This is a genomic window from Ancylobacter tetraedralis (assembly GCF_014195655.1).
Classification (GTDB): domain Bacteria; phylum Pseudomonadota; class Alphaproteobacteria; order Rhizobiales; family Xanthobacteraceae; genus Ancylobacter; species Ancylobacter tetraedralis.
Window position 1 is genome coordinate 475,381 of record NZ_JACICD010000003.1, and the last position, 17,729, is coordinate 493,109.

Genomic DNA, 17,729 nt, shown 5'->3' on the forward strand with positions numbered 1-17,729 from the left:
GCCCATCACTCCGCCGCCTCCCCACCTGCGAACAACGGCCCGAAGTCCGGCGCCTTGCCCTCCGCCTCGGCGCGCGCCTTGGCGGACTCGCGCTTGCGGGTACCGGCGCCGGCGCCGCACAGCGCCATCCGCCGGCGGATGTCGTCTTGAAATTTCGGCTCGCGCTCGATCAGCACCGCGCGGCAGCCCTCGCGCCACGCGGCCTCGCCCGTGGTGCCCGTGCCCGCGAAAGGATCCAGCACCACGCCGCCCGGCACGGTCACCAGCCGCACCAGCCACGCCATGAGATCGACCGGCTTGACGGTCGGATGCGTGGAGCCGAGCCGGTCATCGGCGTCCGCCTTGGCCGAGTAGAAAAAGCGCGCGGCGGAACCACTGTCGCCACGCGGCTCGGCCCGGCCGGCGCGTGCGGGCATATCGCCATAGACATTGGCGAAGGGCGACGACGGCTCATCGCCAGTGACCGGGCGAAGCGCGCCGGGCGCAACGGGGAAAGCCGCCACGACTTCGGCGCTGCCGTCATGGATGATGTTGGCGGGGTGCCGGCCACCAGCCTTCTGCCGATACACCCCGGCTACGTTCGCGCCGCCATAAACGCCATTGCCCGATGAGCCCAAAGCAACATTGCGCGTAGCGGTGATGCTTTCGGCCGTCGCTACCCGGCACCCGTCGATGTTCAGCGCGCCCGTTCCGTGCGCCAGCACATTTTCTGCGACGCTCCCCACCAGCGGCTTGCGCGCCAGCACGATCGGCTCCCAGGCCGGCTTAAGCGCCGTGCCCCAGCCCTGCCATTCGCGGGCTGCATCGGTTACCGGGGCAGTTGCGAAGGCGCCCATTCCGATGCTCTCGGCAAATGCCGAAGATCCTACTAAGCCTTCTGTGCGCTGGTTCGGCTTGCCGCTGACATGCCTTGCGCTGCGCCCGATGACGGGTCTTTCAGCCCCTGCCATCTTGTCGAGCGCCTTGCTGACATCGTGGCTCTTGGGAAAGCCGGTGCCATAGACCCACGCGAGCAGACCCTCGAATTCGATCTGGTCGGCGAGGCGCAGGAAGGCGTCCAGCTGCGCCGCGTCCAGGCTCTCGACAAAGGCCCGCACGGCGGGGTCAAGGCTGATGGCATTGGCGATGGAATCGCGGATCTCGAAGCCGGCATCCTCGATCGCGCTGGCGAGACGGTGATAGGCTCGCGTGCCCCCGAAGGCGACCACATGGCCGCCGGGCTTGAGCACTCGCCACACCTTCCGCCAGAATTCGGCGGAGAAGGCGACCTCACCCGTGTCCCAGCCCTGCCCCATGAAACCCGCGGAGGCGCGCGCATAGGCGTCATTGCCCTTCGCCGGCGCCGCGCCGTCTTTGCCGAAGCGCTTGCCGATCGACACCAGCGCATAGGGCGGATCGCACACGCAATGATCGATGCTCTCGGGCTCCAGAGTGTCGAGCACGTCCCGGCTGTCGCCGCAGTGAAGCGTCACACGCCCATCGAGAAAGGATTCAGGGGGGCTCATCGCAGCGCCTCCGCCTTGCGACGCTCGCCGGCCTTGCCGATCTCAGCGGGGACGCGAAAGCCCCGGCGGACGCTGTCGCCCGCCAATTCGACATGGCGTGTCTTGGCGACATAACCCCGCGCGCGGTTGCCGACTTCGCGCCCTTCGATCCAGACAAAATAGGGATCGAGCCGGCCTTCGATCAGCCGCCAGTGGCCAACCCGCATATGCGCCCGCACCGACGCCATCTCATCGCAGGACCTCAAGACACCGTTATGCACGGCCGTTTTCGGCAGCAACAGATCGACCTGGTTGTGCGAAAAGATCGGCCGCCCGCGCTGCGCATTGCGCGCGAGAAAGGCGCGGCGCGCAGCATCGCCCTCAGGACCCGGCATGACCCGCCGCGTGCTGGCAAAATGCGGCGATGAGAGCACACCGAGGATCGTGACCACGCGCGCGGAGATGCTCGCGATGTAGTCATTCGCCCCAGCCCTACCTGCCAAGGTGCTGCGCATTGGCGGCAGAAGGAACGCATCTCCGAAGCTGGGCGAATCCGCGGCGACCACAACGCCTGCAACGGGTGTGGGAAAACGCGCCAGCCCCTCAACGGCCGACTGGTCGAAGTAGATCGCCACATCACCATCGACGAGAAACGCCCAATGGTAAGACGGCACATCCAGCCAGAGGCGCGGCAACGGAGAACGGGCCACTTGCCGAAGCAGATCAAACTGACCCGGCTTACTCACGACATCGGCCAAGACATCAGCCGTTGCCGCCGTAAGCACGAACCGATCAACCGCGCCCTGCGGATGCGCCAATATGTCATGGTTCGTGTCCGGCATTTTCAGGAGGTCCCGGGCTCGCTCGAACCATTTGAGTTGCGAGCGAGGCGCCGCCAAGATCCGATCCGCCAACAGTTTCACCGTCCCGCCTCCGCCTTCCATGCCGCGCGCATCCGCGCCATTTGCTCCGGGGTCCAGATGCCGGCGCCCTCGCTGAGGGCGAGGCGCACCAGGCGCTGGCTGATGTTGAGCCGGCTCGCGATTTCCCATTCCCGCACCGAGCGCGCGGCCAGCCCGCGCACCACGGCCACCAGCCGCCGCCAGGGCCTTCGCCGCACCACCACCACGGGCCGGCGTGTGCCGGCGCGCGGCGCGAATGGGCTGGCGGGAAAGGGGCGAGGCGGGCGCGCGAGCATGTCCCTCACCACTGCTTGCGGTCGCCCTCGTCCGCGCAGAGCGCGGCGGGGCTGCCGGAAGAGCCCACGCCGGCCACCAGCCGGCGCCAGTTGAAGGCCGCGCCATCGGCTCGGCCGGGCCGCACATCACGCGGGGCGCCGGCGTGGTGCGCGGAAAGGGCGCACAGAAGCGGATCCTCGCCCCGCGTATCGCGCACCTGCAGGATCTCGTCCGGCTCGGCGCGCTCATCCAGCAGGCCGAGGCGCCCGGCCCTTGCATGCGCGGAATCGGCCGTGCGCCGCTGGCCCGCCCAGCGAAGCTCCTCGGCAATGGCGGAGAAAGAGCGCCCCCGCCGCAGGCCATCCCGCAGGATGGCGTCTTCCGCCGCCGACCACGGTGCGCTCATCTTGTGGCGCGGGGCCGGGCGCAATCTGTCCGGCCCGCTCATGCCGCGCCCCCGATCGCGTCCACCAGGTCCGGCACCTCGATTTCCGGCGCATCCTCTTCCCGCGCGGCCGGCCGGGGCCCGCGCGGGGCCACGCCGTCATGCCGGGCGAAACTGCCGGCGCGGTGCTCCAGCGGCCCGCCGCTCGGGGCGTTGTGGGTGTGGTCGTAATGCGCGGCGCAATAGGAGTGCCCCGCCCGCACCGGGGCGCCGCACACCATCGGCCGCGCGGGAATTGGCGCATGGTCCGGCCAGAGCGGGAAACAGCATTGTTCCGGCGTGCGCCCGATGAACGGCACGCCCCGCCAGCCCACCGGCGGCACGAAGGCCGGGGCAACCGGGACAGTGGGGACGATCGGCGCGGCCACCTCCGGCGCGGCGGCGACGCGGGCGCGGGCCCTCGGCACCGCCTTTTTGACCGCTGCCGCTTGCGCCGCCTCTTGCGCCGCCTTCGCGCCAAGCGCCGCCACCGCGCGAGGCTGCAGCGCCGGCTGCTCGCGCTTTTCCAGCCCCATGCGGTGGCCGCGACCGAGCACCGCATTGCGGCTACGTGCGGGAAACCCCTCCCCGGCCAGCTGTGCCGCGATCTCGCGGGCGCTCAGCCCCTCGGCATGCAGCGCGCGCAGGCGGGCATCTTCCTCGCGCGTGAAGCTCGCCCCTCTCATGGTCAGGCGCCCCGCTCGTCGACATCGGCTAGCTTGCGGGCGATGCGGGTCAGCACATCATGGTGGGCGGCCTTGACCTTGAGGATCTCCCGCCTCTCCGCGGGCGTGACCTTGCCGTCCTGCAGCGCGTCCGCGACCACGGTCTGCACACGCGAGGAGGAGGCCGAGAGGTCCAGAAGGTCCGCCATGCCCAGCTCGGCAAGGGCGTCCTCGTCCTCGGCGATCGGCACCAGCTTGTGGCCGGTGAGCGCGGCCAGCGCCCGGGCGAAGATCGGCTTCTGGGTCAGGAACTCGACCAGGAAGGCGACCTCGATAGGCATCAGGTCCTTGTGCGCGTCGCCGCCCCACCGGCTGATCGTGCCGGCCGAAAAACCGGCCAGATGCTCGATCCGCTGCGGCCCGGTCATGCCCGGCACGGCACAGGCCACCACGGCGAGCCGGGTGGTGTTCTTGATGAGCGGGATGAGCCCGTCAGGCAAAGCGGTATCGGTCACGAAAAAAGCCCTCATGCTTTTTCGTTGGGAAAACGTGCGGTGGGTGCGACGGTCAGCCCGTCAGATCACAGAGACAGCCTCACGGCGGAGCGCGGACATGCAGGGCGGCGAAGAGCATGGAATGAGCCTCGAGGATCGGCGCGCCGCACAGCGCGAGAAGCTGCGCCGCGCGCTGGAGCGTCTGGCGCGGGCAGAGAAGATGAGGGGAGAGGCGGAGAGTCATGCGGCCTCACCGAACGAAGAAGCGGAGCGACGTAAATGCCGGACTGGCTGAACCTGCCCAACATCACGGCTGTGCTGACCACGATCGTGGGAAGCGCGACGGCGCTCCTGCTGTTCATTCAAGACCGGCGCCAGCGCAACGGCGAGCTGCCAGACGTGGAATGCACCATTGCACCGCGCCCGCGCGGCGAGGACTGGTTCCCCGTCGTCATATCGGTTCGAAACTTCGGGCCGAGAACCGCGCATGTGAAGGAGTTTCGGCTCGAGAAGCCGCGCAGCGGTCGCATATTCTCGGCTTATGCTGACAACTTTGGCGACCAGACCGACCCTAAGGTGCTGCCCGTTGGCAGCGATGTATCGGCCGCCGGCTCCACAACAGGCCCACTTCTGCAATCGGGCGTCGCTTTCGCGAGCGGGTCCGCCGTTCGAACCGATACTCAGTCCTGGCGCTTCGCAATCGATCCCGGCGCCTCGAGCGGGGGCATGGGCGCACGGGTGGCAGTCTTGATCAGCGTCATCATCGAGGAGAGAAGCCGGGTGCTTCGATCCAGACGCATCGCCATCCATAGGATCATCAGGCTCTGAAGCAGCAAGACGACCTGCTGAACCATCATTCCCGTTTCGGCAGTCATAACGGATCTCCTTCATGCGGCGGCCTCTTCGGTGGGGGCCGGCACACATGGCGCCGGGTAAAGGTCGGGGCGCAGTTCGTGCCGCGGAACGCCGGTCACGCGCTCGACATCGAGCACGCGCAGCGGCGGCACTCGCCGCCATTGCGAGAGAGCTTGCGGCGATACACCGACCAGCGTTGCCAGCTTTGCAGCCGACCCGATGCGATCGATGGCGCTCACGAGAGATGCGTCGCGGTTCTCCATGCAACATACAAAGCATTGCTTTCATGAAAAATCAAGCACCGCTTTCTGCCTTTCATCAAGCGCGGCTTTATGCTGGCCAGATGAGCCTCGACACGAGAATCCGCGCCGTCCGCAAGCACATGCGCCTTTCTCAGGAGGCGTTCGGCGCGCGGTTCGGAATCACATCGCAAGCCGTCAGCCAATGGGAAAAGCCGGAACGCGCTGGGCAGGCGCGGAGGCCCGCTCGACCGAGCAAGGATAATCTAGCCGAGATGTCGCGCATGGCTGGCGTGCGGCTCGAATGGCTGATGTCCGGCGTCGGGGAGATGCTTCCCGAGCATCTCAGCTCCGAAGACATCGCCGCGTCATTGGACGATACCCGCCAAATTGATTCGATGGACGACGCTTCCGACGGCCGCGCTATCGACCCTGACGAACCCATGACTATCGGCAGCGAGACCGGGCGACGCGGCCTCCCGAAAGATGCTTCGGCACAGCTCGACGTGACAGCAGGAATGGGCGGCGGCGGATTGACCATCATCAGCCCTGGCGTGCCGGGACGAAGCGGCATGACTTTTGCGGCCGAGCATGTGCGGGACTACTGGCGTCTGCCGCCGGAGGTTCTGGCTGGCATGGGCCTGCGCCCGCATGACATTATCGTCATGCCCGCCCAAGGGGATTCGATGCTGCCCACACTCAACGAGGGAGACTTCGTCTTCATCGACACGCGACATCGGCTCCCCTCGCCGGATGGCCTCTATGCCATCACCGACGAGTTCGGCGGCATGATTATCAAGCGGCTGGAAATAGCCGGCACGGAAGATGATGACATCCGTATCCGTGTCATTTCCGACAACGCCGCGCGGCATGAGCCGAAAAGCCGCTTGCTATCGGAAATGCAGATCATCGGGCGCGTGGTGCGTCGGTTTGGCGTGATAATCTGACCTGCGCCTTGCTCTCCGTAGGTTGTTGATTTGCTTGCTGACAACGCGCACAGCCTGTGGCGCATGAGTTCCCGAACGGTATTATGATTCATCCGACCGGGCAGGAGAAACACATGCGCCGAACACTGGCCACCGTCATTACGATCGCTTCGCTCGCAGCCTCCGCTAACGCGTCAGCAGAAGAAGTCACGAAAAAGTTCGGCTCATGGGAAGTATCGATTGATACAGATAGATTTACTGGCCAATCAAAGGTCATTGCTATGAGCTTTCAGCGCGGCGACATCATTGCCGTTCGTTGTTTTCCGAAAGGAATTAGCATTGCTGTCGGAGAATTGGGCGCTGGGCCTGGACGGTTTGATGAAGGCATGGAGTTCGACATAAAGTTTCGTGCGGACACTGGTGATATAATTGAAACAGTTGGTGTAGCGATCAACGATAAAGCTGTCGAACTTGCCGATTCCGCGTCCATGGCGCGGCAGATGAGAAACGCAAAAGAGGTGGCGTTTCGCCTAAGTTACAAAGGCGTAACAGGGGACAAGGTCTTTAAGCTCGGGCCAAATGCGTCGAAAGCGCTAGATGAGGTATTCAAAGCCTGTCCTGAGCCTGCCTGATTGAGGCGCATGGTTGAAAAATGAAACCCGCCATTCTCATGAGTGGCGGTTTTTTTGCTTGAGGCGCCATGGCCATGAATGAAAGCATAGCTTGACATTGATATAAAGCATTGCTTTCATGCTCCCAATCCGCACCGATTGGGAGCGCCTCCATGGACAGTTCCGACCCCGCCAGCCAGCAGGCGATTGTCGCCTCGTTCTTCGGCCGGCATGACATTTCCGTCCGCTTTGCCGAGCATCTGCCGCTGTTTCCCCGCCTTGGCCTGGCGCTGAGCCTGGGCTTCGCGCTGCGCGCGGCGGACTACCAGACCCACGCCCCCGGCCGCCGCAATCTTGGCCGTTGGCAGGTCGGCGAGATGACCTATCCCGAACGGGACTGGCAGCCGGCTTTCGTCACGGCCGCGCAGATTGCCTTGCGGCTCGATGAAATCTGCCTGCGCCGCGATCCCGCCCGCCTGCCGACCGATCGCATGGCGGTCCTCTTCCTCGCCGCCGAGCGCGACAGCATCCCCTGCGACGCCGATTTCCTCGCCCGCGAAGGCTATCCCGCCGCCGTCATCGCCGAATATGCCGGCGAGGCCGCCGCGCTGGCCGCCGCCATCACGGCCGCCGGGCGCGCCTATATCCGCGCCGCCGCCGCGCTGGACCGCGCCGCGCTCGATGAGCCGGCCTCCACCCTCACGGGGGAGGCCGCGTGATGTTCCCACTCACCCTTATGCCTTTCGCCCCAATCGAGGCCGCCAAGCGGCTGGCCGAGCAGATCACGCGCGGCAAGGTTCGCAACCGCGTGCCGCACCCGCGCAATGCCGGGATGGCCTTCGGCGCCGCTTTTCTCCATGCCCGCCAGCTGCACCCCGGCGCGTCCTCCTCGCTGCGCAAGCTGCAACGCGGCTTCCGCATCGCCGGCCGGGCCTATGAGCCCTCCGACATCCGCGCCACGGCGGGCAAGGGGAGAGGGCGATGAGCGAGGCTTCGGTGACATGCGTTTCCTGCCTTTTCCTCGCCGCGCTTGAGGCTGAGATGGCCACGGGGCGCGAGTTCCAGGTCCGCGAGATCGTGCAGGCCTGCGGCGAGATCGTGCGGGACCTGCTCGACAGCGCGCCGAGCGACAAGGTGCGGATGCTGATCCGCGCTCACATCCTGGAATTGATCGCCGCCGACAGTCCCAAGGCGCCGTCCGGCAATGGCCCCGCGGATGGGAGGCCCCTCCAATGATCCGCACCCTGCTGCAGGAGGCCGCCCGGCTCGCCGCTGTCGGCCTGTTCGTCGCCATGGTCGGCGTGGTCGCCGGCCTCATCACCGGGAGCCTCTGATGCCGCGCGCTCTCTCGTCCCGCCCACCCTCTGGCCGGCCCGTCTCTCGCCGGCTCACCACCCGCAATGTGCGCGATGCGCTGCTGTGCGGGCTGGTAGTGCCCTTTCTGGTCGCCGCGCTCGGCACCGGCATCATGCATGTGGCCTTCGCGCTGATGATCTGGAGCGCGCGATGATCCCGCCCGGCGTCACCATTCATGAACCCGCCGCGCGCCGGTCCTCGCCTTGGGCGCAATCGCTCGATGGCCGGCGGATCGACCTTCTCACGCCCACGCCGGGCGCGGTCGATTTCTTCGAGATCGCCCGCACGCTCGGCCAGATCATCCGCTTTGCCGGCTGCGCGCAGCACCCGGTGGTGGTGGCACAGCATACGCTGATCGCGCTGGAGGCTGCCCGGCGCGGCCGCGAACCGCCGCAGGTGCAGGCGCTGGTGGCGCTGCACGATGCGCATGAGGGCTACGGCCTTGGCGACATCACCACCCCGGTGGCGCAGGCGCTGGATGAGATGCTGGTGCGGCTCTACGGGCCGACCCGGCGCGGCGAGCTCAAGCATGCGCTGGCCGAGATCAAAAGCGGGCTCGACCTCGCCATTCACGCCGCCGCCGGGCTCAACCTGCCGACACCGGATCAGCACCGCGCCATCCGGCATTACGACCTGGTGGCGCTGGCCACCGAACGGCGGGATTTTCTCGCCCGCAAGCCTTGCAACTGGGATGCCGAGGTGGAGGCTGCCGCGCCGCTGCCCCGCACCCAGAAGCTGCTCGCCCCCGCCGAAGCCAGCAGCGAGCTCTGGCGGGAATTCACCCGCCTGCTGCCGGCGCTGGTGAATGTGGGGGCCACCCGCCGCGGCACGAAACGGGGGGCGGCATGAGCCCGCGCATCCATTACCTCGCGCGCACCCGCGCCCGGCTCGCGGCCGCCTATGCCGCCTGCCGCAAGGCGCACCGGCCGCGCCGCACGATTGCGGCGCAGCTCAAGCGGGCGACCACCCAGCAGCTGGCCCGCGAGATCGCCGAGCATCGAGCCCGGGCGAATGCACCGGCCCGGCCCGCCGAGCCCGACCTTTTCACCCTTTGAACCGCCGAAGGCCCGAGGAGCCGCCATGTCCACACGCATCATCCGCAGCGCTTTCCAGGCGCTCGGTCTCTCCAACCGCGGACGCTTCGAGGAGAAGGTGAACGCGGAAATGCAGCGCGTCATCGAGGCGCTGGAGCAGCACCCGGAAGAGAAGGCCAAGGGCACGCTGACCCTGACCGTCAACTTCACCAAGCTCGGCGACCGCATCGATATGAAACCGGCGGTCAAGGCCAAGCTGCCGGAGGAGAAGGACTTCACCTCCACGCCGTTCTGGATCGTGGAAGGCGGCCTCTCCGTTCAGCACCCCAGCCAGTCCGACATGTTCGGCGGCCCGTCCGAGGTCGGCGATCGCCGGCGCTCCGCCGAGCCGGCCTGACTTCGCCTCCCCTCAACCCGCTCACCATGGAGCACGCGACCGTGTCCACCGTCACGAAAAACGACATCCCCGCGGCCTCCGCCGCCAGCCTCATCGCCGACATGGCGAAGGCCGCCGCCGGCCCGCACTATGTGCCGATCGACACCAGCGGCCTCGGGCCGGGGCTGCCCTCCGGCATCCCCGCGCTGTGGGATGCCGACAAGCAGCAGCTGGTGAGCGTGCACAGCGAAATCGAGCGCTACCGGCTCAAGCCCAAGGCCAGCACCGGCACCGCCAAGGTCGAGACGCTGGGCAGCTTCATCGAGCTCACCAACCGGCACAAGAGCGAGGCCAGCGCCATCTTCGCCGCCACGGCCTGGCCGAACCCGAAGCTCACCGCCGTCATCGACTATCACGGCACCGACCGCGCGCCGGACTTTCTCAAGCACCGCGTGGAATACGGCTTCCCGCTCACCGATGAATTCAAGGCGTGGGTGGGCAAGAACGGCAAGCCGATGGAGCAGCAGGACTTCGCCGAGTTCCTGGAGGAGCACGCGGCCGAACTGGCAACGCCGTTCGATGCCGAGCGGACGGAATATGAGCCCCTGTTCAAGGAGCGCTTCGCCCTCCCGAACGAACTGGTCGAGCTCTCGCGGCACCTCGAGGTATTCGTCGGCGCCAAGGTCAAGCAGTCGACGCGCCTCCAGTCGGGCGAGCGCCAGATCGTGTTCGAAACCGAGCACATGAACGGCAAAGGCGAGCCGATCGATATTCCCGGCATCTTCATGATCCAGCTGCCGCCCTTCGTGGACGGCGATGTCGTGCGCATCCCCGCGCGCATCCGCTACCGCGCCGGCCAAGGCAGCGTCACGTGGTTCTACCAGCTTTATCGTTGGGAATACTGGCTGCGCACCCGCGTGCAGAACGATCTGCTCAAGGCCGGCAAGGATACCGCCCTGCCCACCTTCGAGGGCTCGCCCGAATCCTCTTGATCCTCCCCCGGCGCCTTCAGGCGGGGCGCCGGAACCTGCCGGGCGGTGCGCCTCCCGCCGCCGCCCGGCTTTTTCTCCAGACAGATCGAGCACCGTCATGACTTACCCGTCGCGAGAATTGCCCAAGTTCATGCTGCGCCTGCCGGAGGAGATGAAGGAGTTTATCGAAGAGCAGTCAAACAAGTACGGCGCCTCGATGAATTCCGAGATTATCCGCTGCATTCGCGAGCGCATGGATCGTGTCCTTGATCCAGCCGCTCATCTTGCTCGGCTCCGCGCGGAACAGAAGCGGATCGAGCGAGAAATCGCCAATCTCGAGCAGGACGCGCCCCGATGAAACTCACGCTGGACCGCGCGCCCCTGCTCGCCGCGCTCACCCGCGCGCACCGGGTGGTCGAGCGGAAAAACACCATCGCGATCCTCTCCCACCTGCGGCTCACCGCCACGGCGGGAGCGATGGTCATCACCGCTACCGATCTCGATATCGAGATGACCCAATCCGTGCCGGCGGATATCGAGACGGCGGGCAGCACCACCGTCTCGGCCGCGACGCTCTTCGAGATCGCCCGCAAGCTGCCCGAGGGCGCCCAGATCAAGCTGGAGGCCGACGGCGATCGTGGCGCCCTCACCCTGCGCGCCGGGCGCTCGCGCTTCACCCTGCAGACCCTGCCGGACAGCGATTTTCCCGATCTCGCCGCCCTGGCGGAGGGAGTGGAATTCGCCCTGCCCGGTGCCGCGCTCGCCGCCGCCATCGGCCGCGTCTCCTTCGCCATTTCCACCGAGGAAACGCGCTATTACCTCGGTGGCATCTATCTGCATCTGCGGCAGACGCAGAGCGGAACGCCGCGCCTCGCCATGGTGACGACGGATGGGCACCGCCTCTCGCTCACGCACCTCGCGGTCGACAATCCGCCGGCGCAGATGCCCGGCATCATCGTGCCGCGCAAGGCGGTTGCCGAAATCCAGAGGCTCGCCGCGGATGCCGACAAGGCGGATATCACGCTCACCACCTCCACCACCAAGCTCGCCGCCAGCTTTGGCGGCGCCCGGCTCACCACCAAGCTGATCGACGGCTCGTTCCCGGATTACGAACGCGTCATTCCGCGCGGCAATACGCGCATCGCCACGCTCAAGGCCGAGGATCTGCGCGCCGCCGCCGATCGGGTGAGCACGGTGTCGAATGTCCGCGGCAACGCGGTCAAGTTCAGCTTTTCCAGCGGCAAGCTGGAGCTTTCCGTCGTCAACCCGGATGCCGGCGAAGCGACGGAATCTCTCGATTGCGCCTTTGAGGGCGAGGGCCTCGCGATCGGTTTCAACTCCCGATACGTGGTCGATGTCATCGGCAACACCGCGCCGAAGGGCGATGTCGAGATCGCCCTCGCCGACCCCGGCAGCCCCACCATTTTCCGCCACCCCGACGCGCAGGACGACCTGTGCGTGCTCATGCCGATGAGGGTTTGAGAGATGAACAAGACCACACCCGTTCAGCCGCAGGCCCTCGAGAAATCTATCGCCGAACTCGACGGATTCCTTGATCGCGGAGAGGCACTCGGCGACGTCGAAGATGAGGTGTCATTCACGGAATCAATTGCGCTCGTTCTGCATGAACTGAATCGCCTCAAAGCGAGCGCACATCACGGCTCGAAAGCCGAGGCCGACGTGCTGGCCGAGTGCCGGCGAATGGTCGAGGTCGAAGGCTGGACGCCGGAGCACGACGATCTGCACATCGACGGCGAACTTGCCCGTGCCGGCGCCGCCTACGCCCTTGCCGCCACGCTCTCGGACCGACAGCGCGCCAGTATATCGGGCATCTACACGATCGAGAACAACAGCATGCTGCGAGACATCTGGCCGTTCGCGCAGCGCTGGTGGAAGCCCAAGACCCGCCACCGCGACCTGGTGCGCGCCGCCGCCCTCATCATCAAAGAGATCGAACGCCTCAACCGCGCCGGCGCGACGCCGGAGGAGGATTGACCATGGCCACCCCGACCTGCCGCACCTGCATTTTCTGGCAGCCCGATGTCGTTCAGCCGCTCAAGGGCGCGCTCGGCAATTCGGATGGAGACTGCCGCCGCAACTCGCCCCGGCTGCGCTTCCCCCGCCACTCCGAGGACGCCGTCTCCTCCGCCTGGCCGCCCACCGCCGCCGATGACTGGTGCGGCGAGCACCGTCCGGACTTTCAGGGTCATCTGCCGATGGAGGCCAGTTGACCATGGCCGGCAGCGTCAACAAGGCGATCCTCATTGGCCATCTCGGCCGGGATCCGGAAATCCGCACCTTCCAGAATGGCGGCAAGGTCGCCAATCTGCGCCTCGCCACCTCGGAGACCTGGCGCGAGAAGGACACCGGCGAGCGCCGCGAGCGCACGCAGTGGCACAGCGTGGTGATTTTCAACGAAGGCCTGCTGAAGGTCGCCGAGCAGTATCTGCGCAAGGGCTCGAAGGTCTATGTCGAAGGCCAGATCGAGACGCGCAAGTCGACCGGCCAGGACGGCGTGGAGCGGTACTTCACCGAGGTGGTGCTGCGCCCCTTCCGCGGCGAGATCACCCTGCTCGACAAGCTGGACACCGGGTCGCGCGGCACGCCCGAGGACTACAACCGCCACGACACGCCGCGCGAGCGCGCGAGCGCCGACGCGGCGACATCCGGTGACGCCGGCGCCAGTGGGGGCCATGCCGACCTTGACGACGAAATCCCGTTCTGAGGAGAGGGATGATGAGCTTCGTGAATATCCCCGCGCCCAAGGTACGATCCGTCGCGGAACTTGCCGAGGAGGTTCATGCGGCATCAAGCGCTCTCGTGGATGCCCGGTCGCGGGCAGACGCGGCGCGTCGCGATGAAACAGCCTGTCTCAACCGGCTGAACTTGGCTCAGAAAAAGATGGATGAGGCCGTCGAAGCGCTGCGCTCAAGCGCCGATAGAGACTCCGATTGGAAAAACCGCAAGAACCCAGGCATCCGCCATCCAGTTGAGGAGTGAGGCAATGCTGCAGATATTCCGTGGGCACCCGCTCCTTGAGCACGGCCTTCGCATCGCCACCGATGGACTCGACAGCAATCTAGCGAGCCCGCGTGTCTACTGGCGGCGCCGCTTCGGCCTTTCCGAGCGGCTGGTCAACGATCCGCGCCGCCTCGGGCACATCGTCGATGATGTGTATGCAACGGGGGAGGCATCATCGCGATGATCCGCACCGCCATCCTCCTCGCCGCGCTGCTGGCCTCCGGCACCGCCCGCGCCGAGATCCGCGTGCTCGATGGCGATACCATCGTGGTCGAGCACGAGCACATCCGTCTCGTCGGATTCAACGCCCCGGAAACCGCGCACGCCAGCTGCGAGGCCGAGCGCCGGCTGGGTGCGCTGGCCAAGGCACGGCTCACCGATCTGCTGCTCGCCGCCTGCGGCCCGCTGGACCGCGCCGGCGCCAGCTGCATGGACCTTGCGCGCGAGCCGCGGAAAGACCGCTACGGCCGCTCGCTGGCGCGCCTCAGCCTCGGCGGGATGGATGTGGCCGCGATCCTGATCGGCGACCGTCTGGCCGAGCCCTATGTGTGCCCAGCCGGCCGCTGCCCGCGCCGGCTCGACTGGTGCCGTGGCAAGCCGGGGGAGGCGCCGCCATGATCGATCGACACGCCGGCGATCCGATCCCGCCCGTCCTGCTCGCCGCGTTCGAACACCGGATCAGCCTCACCCCCAAGGAGACCGCCAGGCTGCTGGGTATGGACTACTCCACCCTGCAGCGGCACGTTAAGGCGGGCAATATCCGCTTTCGGGCCATGGGCGTAGGTGTCGTGCGCCCGCGGCGGGAATTCACTCTCGCCGACGTCTTGGAGTTTCTCGAGCGGCAGAGGAGGCTTGCATGTCCGTCTACAAGCGGCCCGACTCGCCGCACTACCACTACGACTTCCAGCGCCGTGGTGTACGGTTTCACGGCTCAACGGGAGAAACGTCTCGCCGCGCGGCGGAAGAGTTCGAGCGGGCCGAAAAAGAGCGGGTAAAGGCAGCCTTTGCGCGCGGCGCCGGCGCCAGCGCGCGCATGACGATTGACGATGCCGCCGGCCGCTACTGGCTGGAGGTCGGCCAGCACACCGCCAAGGCGGCAGACCTCGATCGCGAACTCGCCGATCTGATCAAGACCATCGGCGCATCCTTGGCCATGGGCGACATCACCGACGACAAGCTGGCCGCGTGGGTCGCGCGGCGGCGCGGCGAGCACCGTTTCGGCGATCCAAGGCGAGGCCTGGTGAGCCCCGCCACGGTCAATCGCGGCTTTACCCAGCTCCTGCGCCGCATTTTCATTCGCGCGCGGAAGGTGTGGAAAATCGCCCTGCCGGATGAGCCGGACTGGTCGAGCCACATCCTGCGAGAGCCCCGCGAGCGCGTGCGTGAGTTGCGCGTCGATGAGGAGATCGGCCTCGAGGAGGTCGAGCGGGACGACTATCGCCCGCTGCGCCTCTTCGCCCAGGCGAGCGGCCTGCGCCGCCGCGAGCTCGTCAGCCTCACCTGGCCGCAGGTCGATTGGGCCTCGGGCATCATCCGCGTCGTCGGCAAGGGCGACAAGCCGCATGTCGTGCCCATCACGCAGGAGATCACCGGCCTGCTCTGGCCGCTGCGTGGGCACCATCCCACGCATGTCTTTACTTTCGTGGCCCAGCGCACCCGCCGCTGCGCCAAGTCCGACAACACCTATGTGCGCGGCAAGCGCTACCCGGTCTCTTATTGGGGGTGGGGTTCGCGCTTCGCCCGCGACAAGGTCAAGGCCGGCCTTTCCGACCTCAAGATCCACGACCTCCGGCACACCAGCGCCACCCGCACGCTGCGGGCGTCCAAGAATCTGCGCGCGGTGAAGGAGATGCTCGGCCATTCCGACATCAAGACCACGATGCGCTATGCGCATGCCCTCACGGACGACATCGCCGAGGCCATGACCGCGCGCGTCAAGGACGAGGCGGAGCGCCGCGCGAAACACGAGGCCGACAAAAAGTCCCGAGAAAGTCCCGAGCCAGCAAAACAAACGCCTGCCAAACGATTGACCAAGAAAGCAAAATAGCCCCAGCGGCATTCCGCCTTCTAAGCGGCAGGTCGCTGGTTCGAGCCCAGCCGCGGTCGCCAGTTTCGCCCTCGCCAGCGGCCCGGGCTGCGCGCTTGTAGACCGCCGCGAAACGCGCAGTCTCCCTGCTTTCCGGTATCTCCTGACTTTGAGGATTCTCCCGGCTTTGAGGATTGTCCCGGCTTTCAGGTTTTGCCGACCGGCCGCCGTGTGTCGAAGGCGCTGGCCGCCTCCTCCAGATCCTCGAACACCATATCCGCGCCGATGCGGCCCAGCACGCCGGCGCGTTCCAGCAACTGGCGCGGCGCGTGATTGAGTTCGGCCAGACCGAAGGCGACGCCGCGCTCGGCCGCCTTCGCCCACACGTCGCCCAGCATTGCCGCCGCCGTCGAATCGAGTTGCACCACCGCGCTCGCATCCAGCACCAGCCAGCGTGCATCGGCGGGCAGTTCGCCGATCAGCTGCTCCAGCCGCTCGCGGACATAATCGACATTGAAGAACAGCAGGCTCCCCTGGATGAGGCAGAGCGTGAGCCCCGGCACCGGCCGCGCCTCGGGAAAACGATGCAGCTTGTAGAAGCCGGAACGGCCGGGCAGCCGCCCGAGCAGCGCGTCGCGCGGGCGCATTTCCTTCAAGAGCACATAGAGCAACGTGGCCGAGACGGCGACGATGACGCCATTCAGAACGCCCAGGCTGACCGCGCCCCACATGCCGATGAGCGCGAACGCAAATTCCATGCGGCTGATATGCCAGAGATCGCGCAGGCTCTTGAGGTCGATCAACCCTATGGACGCCGCGACGAGGATCGCCCCCAGCGCGGGCGCCGGCAGCAGGCTGAGCGCATCGTTGAGGAAGACCAGCAGGCTGGCCAGCGCCAGCGCCGCCACGACGCCCGCCAGCTGGCTGCGTCCACCGACCGACAGGTTCACGGCGGTGCGCGAATCCGACACCGTCACCGGAAAGCCGCTGAACACGCCGGTGGCGAGATTGGCGCCGCCGAGGCCGCGCAGTTCCTCATTGGCATCCACGACGAAGCCCCCGCGCGCGCCGAAGCTGCGCGCGGCCACCAGCCCGGAACTGAAGCTCACCAGCCACAACGCGCCCGCGCCCAGCAGCAATTGCTGCAACGGCACGGCAGCGGGCACGGGGATGGAGAAGGCCGGCAGGGATTGCGGCAGGCTACCCACGACCTTGATCCCGAGCCCGGCGAAATCGAACAGGGCCGACGCCGCGATCGCCACCGACACCACGACGAGCGGCCCCGGAATGGGTGATTTCAGGCGCTCCAGCAGCAAGGTCAGCGCCAGCAGCGCACCACCCAGCGCGACGGAGGGCCAATGCACATCGCCGGCCTTGCCGACCAGTTCGAGAATCGGCGCGACGAGCCCATCGGACGCAATGGCGAGCCCGGTGAAGCGGCCGATCTGCCCGACCATGATGGAGATGGAAATGCCGCTGATGAAGCCGATGAGGATCGGCCGCGAGAGGAATGCGGCGATTTCGCCGAGTCGCAGCCGGCCGGCGATGAGGCACATCCCCCCGACGCACAGGGCGAGCAGCGCGGAGGTCGCGACCCGGTCCATGCCGGGATCCTGCGCGGCGATGGCGGCCAGCACGGCGGCCAGCAGGGTCATGGTCGCCGCATCCGGGCCCACCACCAGCCGGTGCGAGGGCCCCAGCAGGGCGTAGCCGAGCAGCGAGAAGATGCTGGAATAGACGCCCACTTCCGGCGGCAGGCCGGCAATGGCGGGGTAGGCGACCGCGCTGGGAATGGCGACCGCGGCAATGGCAAGCCCGGCCATCGCGTCCCGCCCGGCCCAGTTCATGCGGAAGCCGGCGAAACCCTTGAAGAATGGCAAGGCCAGCTTCATCGGACCACTCCTGCGCGAGGCCGGCCGTACGGCGTCAATTCTTGCGACGTCATCTTTCGCGTCATTACTGATGAACGTAGATACGCTCGGCGGCAATGTTCGCATTGAGCCGGCTCAACCGCGCCGCTGGCGCCCGGGCGGCCTCGGCCTGACCCGCGCGGGCCAGACCGCCCTGCC

30 protein-coding genes are annotated in these 17,729 nt (G+C 67.0%); 21 read left to right on the top strand and 9 right to left on the bottom strand.

What is annotated here, in order from left to right; all coding sequences use genetic code 11:
- Positions 1-5 precede the first annotated feature (5 nt).
- From FHS55_RS10655 to FHS55_RS10685, 7 genes are all read right to left on the bottom strand, one after another.
- Entirely contained in the window at positions 6-1,505 is a 1,500-nt protein-coding gene (locus FHS55_RS10655) for a DNA-methyltransferase (RefSeq protein WP_183189703.1), read from the bottom strand.
- Positions 1,502-2,407: a hypothetical protein gene (locus FHS55_RS10660; protein WP_183189704.1), complete on the bottom strand. Its 906-nt coding sequence runs from the start codon at positions 2,405-2,407 to the stop codon at positions 1,502-1,504. The genes FHS55_RS10655 and FHS55_RS10660 overlap by 4 nt, the downstream gene beginning before the upstream one ends.
- A complete protein-coding gene (locus FHS55_RS10665; protein WP_183189705.1) occupies positions 2,404-2,682 on the bottom strand; it encodes a hypothetical protein in 279 nt (92 codons plus the stop codon). The genes FHS55_RS10660 and FHS55_RS10665 overlap by 4 nt, the downstream gene beginning before the upstream one ends.
- Before the next feature lie 5 nt (positions 2,683-2,687).
- The gene (locus tag FHS55_RS10670) at positions 2,688-3,110 is read right to left on the bottom strand and encodes a hypothetical protein (protein WP_183189706.1); all 423 of its coding nucleotides are present in this window, start codon (positions 3,108-3,110) and stop codon (positions 2,688-2,690) included.
- Complete coding sequence (locus tag FHS55_RS10675; protein WP_183189707.1) at positions 3,107-3,772, bottom strand: GcrA family cell cycle regulator; 666 nt, start codon at positions 3,770-3,772, stop codon at positions 3,107-3,109. Before FHS55_RS10675 ends, FHS55_RS10670 begins: the two co-directional genes overlap by 4 nt.
- Positions 3,773-3,774: 2 nt before the next feature.
- Positions 3,775-4,266, bottom strand: coding sequence for a phage regulatory CII family protein (locus FHS55_RS10680; RefSeq protein ID WP_183189708.1), 492 nt, complete (start codon positions 4,264-4,266; stop codon positions 3,775-3,777).
- A 79-nt stretch (positions 4,267-4,345) separates the two neighbouring features.
- The gene (locus FHS55_RS10685; protein ID WP_183189709.1) at positions 4,346-4,489 is read right to left on the bottom strand and encodes a hypothetical protein; all 144 of its coding nucleotides are present in this window, start codon (positions 4,487-4,489) and stop codon (positions 4,346-4,348) included.
- Positions 4,490-4,524: 35 nt separating this feature from the next.
- On the opposite strand from FHS55_RS10685, the gene FHS55_RS10690 reads away from it, so the two are divergent.
- Entirely contained in the window at positions 4,525-5,073 is a 549-nt protein-coding gene (locus tag FHS55_RS10690; protein WP_183189710.1) for a hypothetical protein, read from the top strand.
- A gap of 59 nt (positions 5,074-5,132) precedes the next feature.
- Here FHS55_RS10690 and FHS55_RS10695 read toward each other — a convergent pair whose 3' ends face one another.
- A complete protein-coding gene (locus tag FHS55_RS10695) occupies positions 5,133-5,363 on the bottom strand; it encodes a transcriptional regulator (protein WP_183189712.1) in 231 nt (76 codons plus the stop codon).
- 23 nt (positions 5,364-5,386) lie between these two features.
- Here FHS55_RS10695 and FHS55_RS10700 point away from each other — a divergent pair, with 23 nt between their 5' ends.
- From FHS55_RS10700 to FHS55_RS10790, 20 genes are all read left to right on the top strand, one after another.
- Positions 5,387-6,286: an XRE family transcriptional regulator gene (locus FHS55_RS10700; protein ID WP_183189713.1), complete on the top strand. Its 900-nt coding sequence runs from the start codon at positions 5,387-5,389 to the stop codon at positions 6,284-6,286.
- A gap of 113 nt (positions 6,287-6,399) precedes the next feature.
- On the top strand, positions 6,400-6,897 hold the full coding sequence (locus tag FHS55_RS10705; RefSeq protein ID WP_183189715.1) for a hypothetical protein: 498 nt from the start codon (positions 6,400-6,402) through the stop codon (positions 6,895-6,897).
- A gap of 152 nt (positions 6,898-7,049) precedes the next feature.
- A complete protein-coding gene (locus tag FHS55_RS10710; RefSeq protein ID WP_183189716.1) occupies positions 7,050-7,595 on the top strand; it encodes a hypothetical protein in 546 nt (181 codons plus the stop codon).
- Complete coding sequence (locus FHS55_RS10715; protein ID WP_183189718.1) at positions 7,595-7,861, top strand: hypothetical protein; 267 nt, start codon at positions 7,595-7,597, stop codon at positions 7,859-7,861. Before FHS55_RS10710 ends, FHS55_RS10715 begins: the two co-directional genes overlap by 1 nt.
- Positions 7,858-8,112 (top strand): hypothetical protein, encoded by a 255-nt coding sequence (locus FHS55_RS10720; protein ID WP_183189719.1) that lies wholly within the window; start codon positions 7,858-7,860, stop codon positions 8,110-8,112. The genes FHS55_RS10715 and FHS55_RS10720 overlap by 4 nt, the downstream gene beginning before the upstream one ends.
- 97 nt (positions 8,113-8,209) lie before the next feature.
- On the top strand, positions 8,210-8,386 hold the full coding sequence (locus FHS55_RS10725; protein ID WP_183189720.1) for a hypothetical protein: 177 nt from the start codon (positions 8,210-8,212) through the stop codon (positions 8,384-8,386).
- Complete coding sequence (locus tag FHS55_RS10730; RefSeq protein ID WP_183189721.1) at positions 8,383-9,081, top strand: hypothetical protein; 699 nt, start codon at positions 8,383-8,385, stop codon at positions 9,079-9,081. The genes FHS55_RS10725 and FHS55_RS10730 overlap by 4 nt, the downstream gene beginning before the upstream one ends.
- Entirely contained in the window at positions 9,078-9,287 is a 210-nt protein-coding gene (locus FHS55_RS10735; protein WP_183189722.1) for a hypothetical protein, read from the top strand. The genes FHS55_RS10730 and FHS55_RS10735 overlap by 4 nt, the downstream gene beginning before the upstream one ends.
- Positions 9,288-9,312: 25 nt before the next feature.
- Positions 9,313-9,663 (top strand): hypothetical protein, encoded by a 351-nt coding sequence (locus tag FHS55_RS10740; protein WP_183189723.1) that lies wholly within the window; start codon positions 9,313-9,315, stop codon positions 9,661-9,663.
- A 41-nt stretch (positions 9,664-9,704) separates the two neighbouring features.
- Entirely contained in the window at positions 9,705-10,634 is a 930-nt protein-coding gene (locus tag FHS55_RS10745; RefSeq protein WP_343056116.1) for a DUF2303 family protein, read from the top strand.
- Positions 10,635-10,731: 97 nt separating this feature from the next.
- Entirely contained in the window at positions 10,732-10,971 is a 240-nt protein-coding gene (locus tag FHS55_RS10750; RefSeq protein ID WP_183189725.1) for an Arc family DNA-binding protein, read from the top strand.
- The gene (gene dnaN / locus FHS55_RS10755; RefSeq protein ID WP_183189726.1) at positions 10,968-12,095 is read left to right on the top strand and encodes a DNA polymerase III subunit beta; all 1,128 of its coding nucleotides are present in this window, start codon (positions 10,968-10,970) and stop codon (positions 12,093-12,095) included. Before FHS55_RS10750 ends, dnaN begins: the two co-directional genes overlap by 4 nt.
- A gap of 3 nt (positions 12,096-12,098) precedes the next feature.
- Positions 12,099-12,608: a hypothetical protein gene (locus FHS55_RS10760; protein ID WP_183189727.1), complete on the top strand. Its 510-nt coding sequence runs from the start codon at positions 12,099-12,101 to the stop codon at positions 12,606-12,608.
- 2 nt (positions 12,609-12,610) lie between these two features.
- Complete coding sequence (locus FHS55_RS10765) at positions 12,611-12,844, top strand: hypothetical protein (RefSeq protein WP_183189728.1); 234 nt, start codon at positions 12,611-12,613, stop codon at positions 12,842-12,844.
- A gap of 2 nt (positions 12,845-12,846) precedes the next feature.
- Positions 12,847-13,338 carry a single-stranded DNA-binding protein gene (gene ssb, locus FHS55_RS10770; RefSeq protein WP_183189729.1) on the top strand — a complete coding sequence of 164 codons (492 nt, stop codon included), beginning with the start codon at positions 12,847-12,849 and terminating at the stop codon, positions 13,336-13,338.
- An 8-nt stretch (positions 13,339-13,346) separates the two neighbouring features.
- The gene (locus tag FHS55_RS10775; RefSeq protein WP_183189730.1) at positions 13,347-13,613 is read left to right on the top strand and encodes a hypothetical protein; all 267 of its coding nucleotides are present in this window, start codon (positions 13,347-13,349) and stop codon (positions 13,611-13,613) included.
- A 4-nt stretch (positions 13,614-13,617) separates the two neighbouring features.
- Entirely contained in the window at positions 13,618-13,818 is a 201-nt protein-coding gene (locus FHS55_RS10780) for a hypothetical protein (protein WP_183189731.1), read from the top strand.
- On the top strand, positions 13,815-14,252 hold the full coding sequence (locus FHS55_RS10785; RefSeq protein ID WP_183189732.1) for a thermonuclease family protein: 438 nt from the start codon (positions 13,815-13,817) through the stop codon (positions 14,250-14,252). Before FHS55_RS10780 ends, FHS55_RS10785 begins: the two co-directional genes overlap by 4 nt.
- The gene (locus FHS55_RS23915; protein ID WP_425485801.1) at positions 14,249-14,629 is read left to right on the top strand and encodes a helix-turn-helix domain-containing protein; all 381 of its coding nucleotides are present in this window, start codon (positions 14,249-14,251) and stop codon (positions 14,627-14,629) included. The genes FHS55_RS10785 and FHS55_RS23915 overlap by 4 nt, the downstream gene beginning before the upstream one ends.
- A gap of 38 nt (positions 14,630-14,667) precedes the next feature.
- Complete coding sequence (locus FHS55_RS10790; protein ID WP_425485802.1) at positions 14,668-15,681, top strand: tyrosine-type recombinase/integrase; 1,014 nt, start codon at positions 14,668-14,670, stop codon at positions 15,679-15,681.
- Between the two features lie 185 nt (positions 15,682-15,866).
- On the opposite strand, the gene FHS55_RS10795 is transcribed toward FHS55_RS10790, so the two are convergent.
- Entirely contained in the window at positions 15,867-17,552 is a 1,686-nt protein-coding gene (locus FHS55_RS10795) for a SulP family inorganic anion transporter (protein ID WP_183189734.1), read from the bottom strand.
- Positions 17,553-17,729 lie beyond the last annotated feature (177 nt).

Excerpts from the sequence above, each read along its gene's own strand:
- FHS55_RS10655 (WP_183189703.1), bottom strand. The coding sequence starts at position 1,505 with ATGAGCCCCCCTGAATCCTTTCTCGATGGGCGTGTGACGCTTCACTGC.
- FHS55_RS10665 (WP_183189705.1), bottom strand. The coding sequence starts at position 2,682 with ATGCTCGCGCGCCCGCCTCGCCCCTTTCCCGCCAGCCCATTCGCGCCG.
- FHS55_RS10670 (WP_183189706.1), bottom strand. The coding sequence starts at position 3,110 with ATGAGCGGGCCGGACAGATTGCGCCCGGCCCCGCGCCACAAGATGAGC.
- FHS55_RS10675 (WP_183189707.1), bottom strand. The coding sequence starts at position 3,772 with ATGAGAGGGGCGAGCTTCACGCGCGAGGAAGATGCCCGCCTGCGCGCG.
- FHS55_RS10685 (WP_183189709.1), bottom strand. The coding sequence starts at position 4,489 with ATGACTCTCCGCCTCTCCCCTCATCTTCTCTGCCCGCGCCAGACGCTC.
- FHS55_RS10690 (WP_183189710.1), top strand. The coding sequence starts at position 4,525 with ATGCCGGACTGGCTGAACCTGCCCAACATCACGGCTGTGCTGACCACG.
- FHS55_RS10695 (WP_183189712.1), bottom strand. The coding sequence starts at position 5,363 with ATGGAGAACCGCGACGCATCTCTCGTGAGCGCCATCGATCGCATCGGG.
- FHS55_RS10700 (WP_183189713.1), top strand. The coding sequence starts at position 5,387 with ATGAAAAATCAAGCACCGCTTTCTGCCTTTCATCAAGCGCGGCTTTAT.
- FHS55_RS10705 (WP_183189715.1), top strand. The coding sequence starts at position 6,400 with ATGCGCCGAACACTGGCCACCGTCATTACGATCGCTTCGCTCGCAGCC.
- FHS55_RS10710 (WP_183189716.1), top strand. The coding sequence starts at position 7,050 with ATGGACAGTTCCGACCCCGCCAGCCAGCAGGCGATTGTCGCCTCGTTC.
- FHS55_RS10715 (WP_183189718.1), top strand. The coding sequence starts at position 7,595 with ATGTTCCCACTCACCCTTATGCCTTTCGCCCCAATCGAGGCCGCCAAG.
- FHS55_RS10720 (WP_183189719.1), top strand. The coding sequence starts at position 7,858 with ATGAGCGAGGCTTCGGTGACATGCGTTTCCTGCCTTTTCCTCGCCGCG.
- FHS55_RS10725 (WP_183189720.1), top strand. The coding sequence starts at position 8,210 with ATGCCGCGCGCTCTCTCGTCCCGCCCACCCTCTGGCCGGCCCGTCTCT.
- FHS55_RS10730 (WP_183189721.1), top strand. The coding sequence starts at position 8,383 with ATGATCCCGCCCGGCGTCACCATTCATGAACCCGCCGCGCGCCGGTCC.
- FHS55_RS10735 (WP_183189722.1), top strand. The coding sequence starts at position 9,078 with ATGAGCCCGCGCATCCATTACCTCGCGCGCACCCGCGCCCGGCTCGCG.
- FHS55_RS10740 (WP_183189723.1), top strand. The coding sequence starts at position 9,313 with ATGTCCACACGCATCATCCGCAGCGCTTTCCAGGCGCTCGGTCTCTCC.
- FHS55_RS10750 (WP_183189725.1), top strand. The coding sequence starts at position 10,732 with ATGACTTACCCGTCGCGAGAATTGCCCAAGTTCATGCTGCGCCTGCCG.
- dnaN (WP_183189726.1), top strand. The coding sequence starts at position 10,968 with ATGAAACTCACGCTGGACCGCGCGCCCCTGCTCGCCGCGCTCACCCGC.
- FHS55_RS10760 (WP_183189727.1), top strand. The coding sequence starts at position 12,099 with ATGAACAAGACCACACCCGTTCAGCCGCAGGCCCTCGAGAAATCTATC.
- FHS55_RS10765 (WP_183189728.1), top strand. The coding sequence starts at position 12,611 with ATGGCCACCCCGACCTGCCGCACCTGCATTTTCTGGCAGCCCGATGTC.
- ssb (WP_183189729.1), top strand. The coding sequence starts at position 12,847 with ATGGCCGGCAGCGTCAACAAGGCGATCCTCATTGGCCATCTCGGCCGG.
- FHS55_RS10775 (WP_183189730.1), top strand. The coding sequence starts at position 13,347 with ATGATGAGCTTCGTGAATATCCCCGCGCCCAAGGTACGATCCGTCGCG.
- FHS55_RS10780 (WP_183189731.1), top strand. The coding sequence starts at position 13,618 with ATGCTGCAGATATTCCGTGGGCACCCGCTCCTTGAGCACGGCCTTCGC.
- FHS55_RS10785 (WP_183189732.1), top strand. The coding sequence starts at position 13,815 with ATGATCCGCACCGCCATCCTCCTCGCCGCGCTGCTGGCCTCCGGCACC.
- FHS55_RS23915 (WP_425485801.1), top strand. The coding sequence starts at position 14,249 with ATGATCGATCGACACGCCGGCGATCCGATCCCGCCCGTCCTGCTCGCC.
- FHS55_RS10790 (WP_425485802.1), top strand. The coding sequence starts at position 14,668 with ATGACGATTGACGATGCCGCCGGCCGCTACTGGCTGGAGGTCGGCCAG.
- FHS55_RS10795 (WP_183189734.1), bottom strand. The coding sequence starts at position 17,552 with ATGAAGCTGGCCTTGCCATTCTTCAAGGGTTTCGCCGGCTTCCGCATG.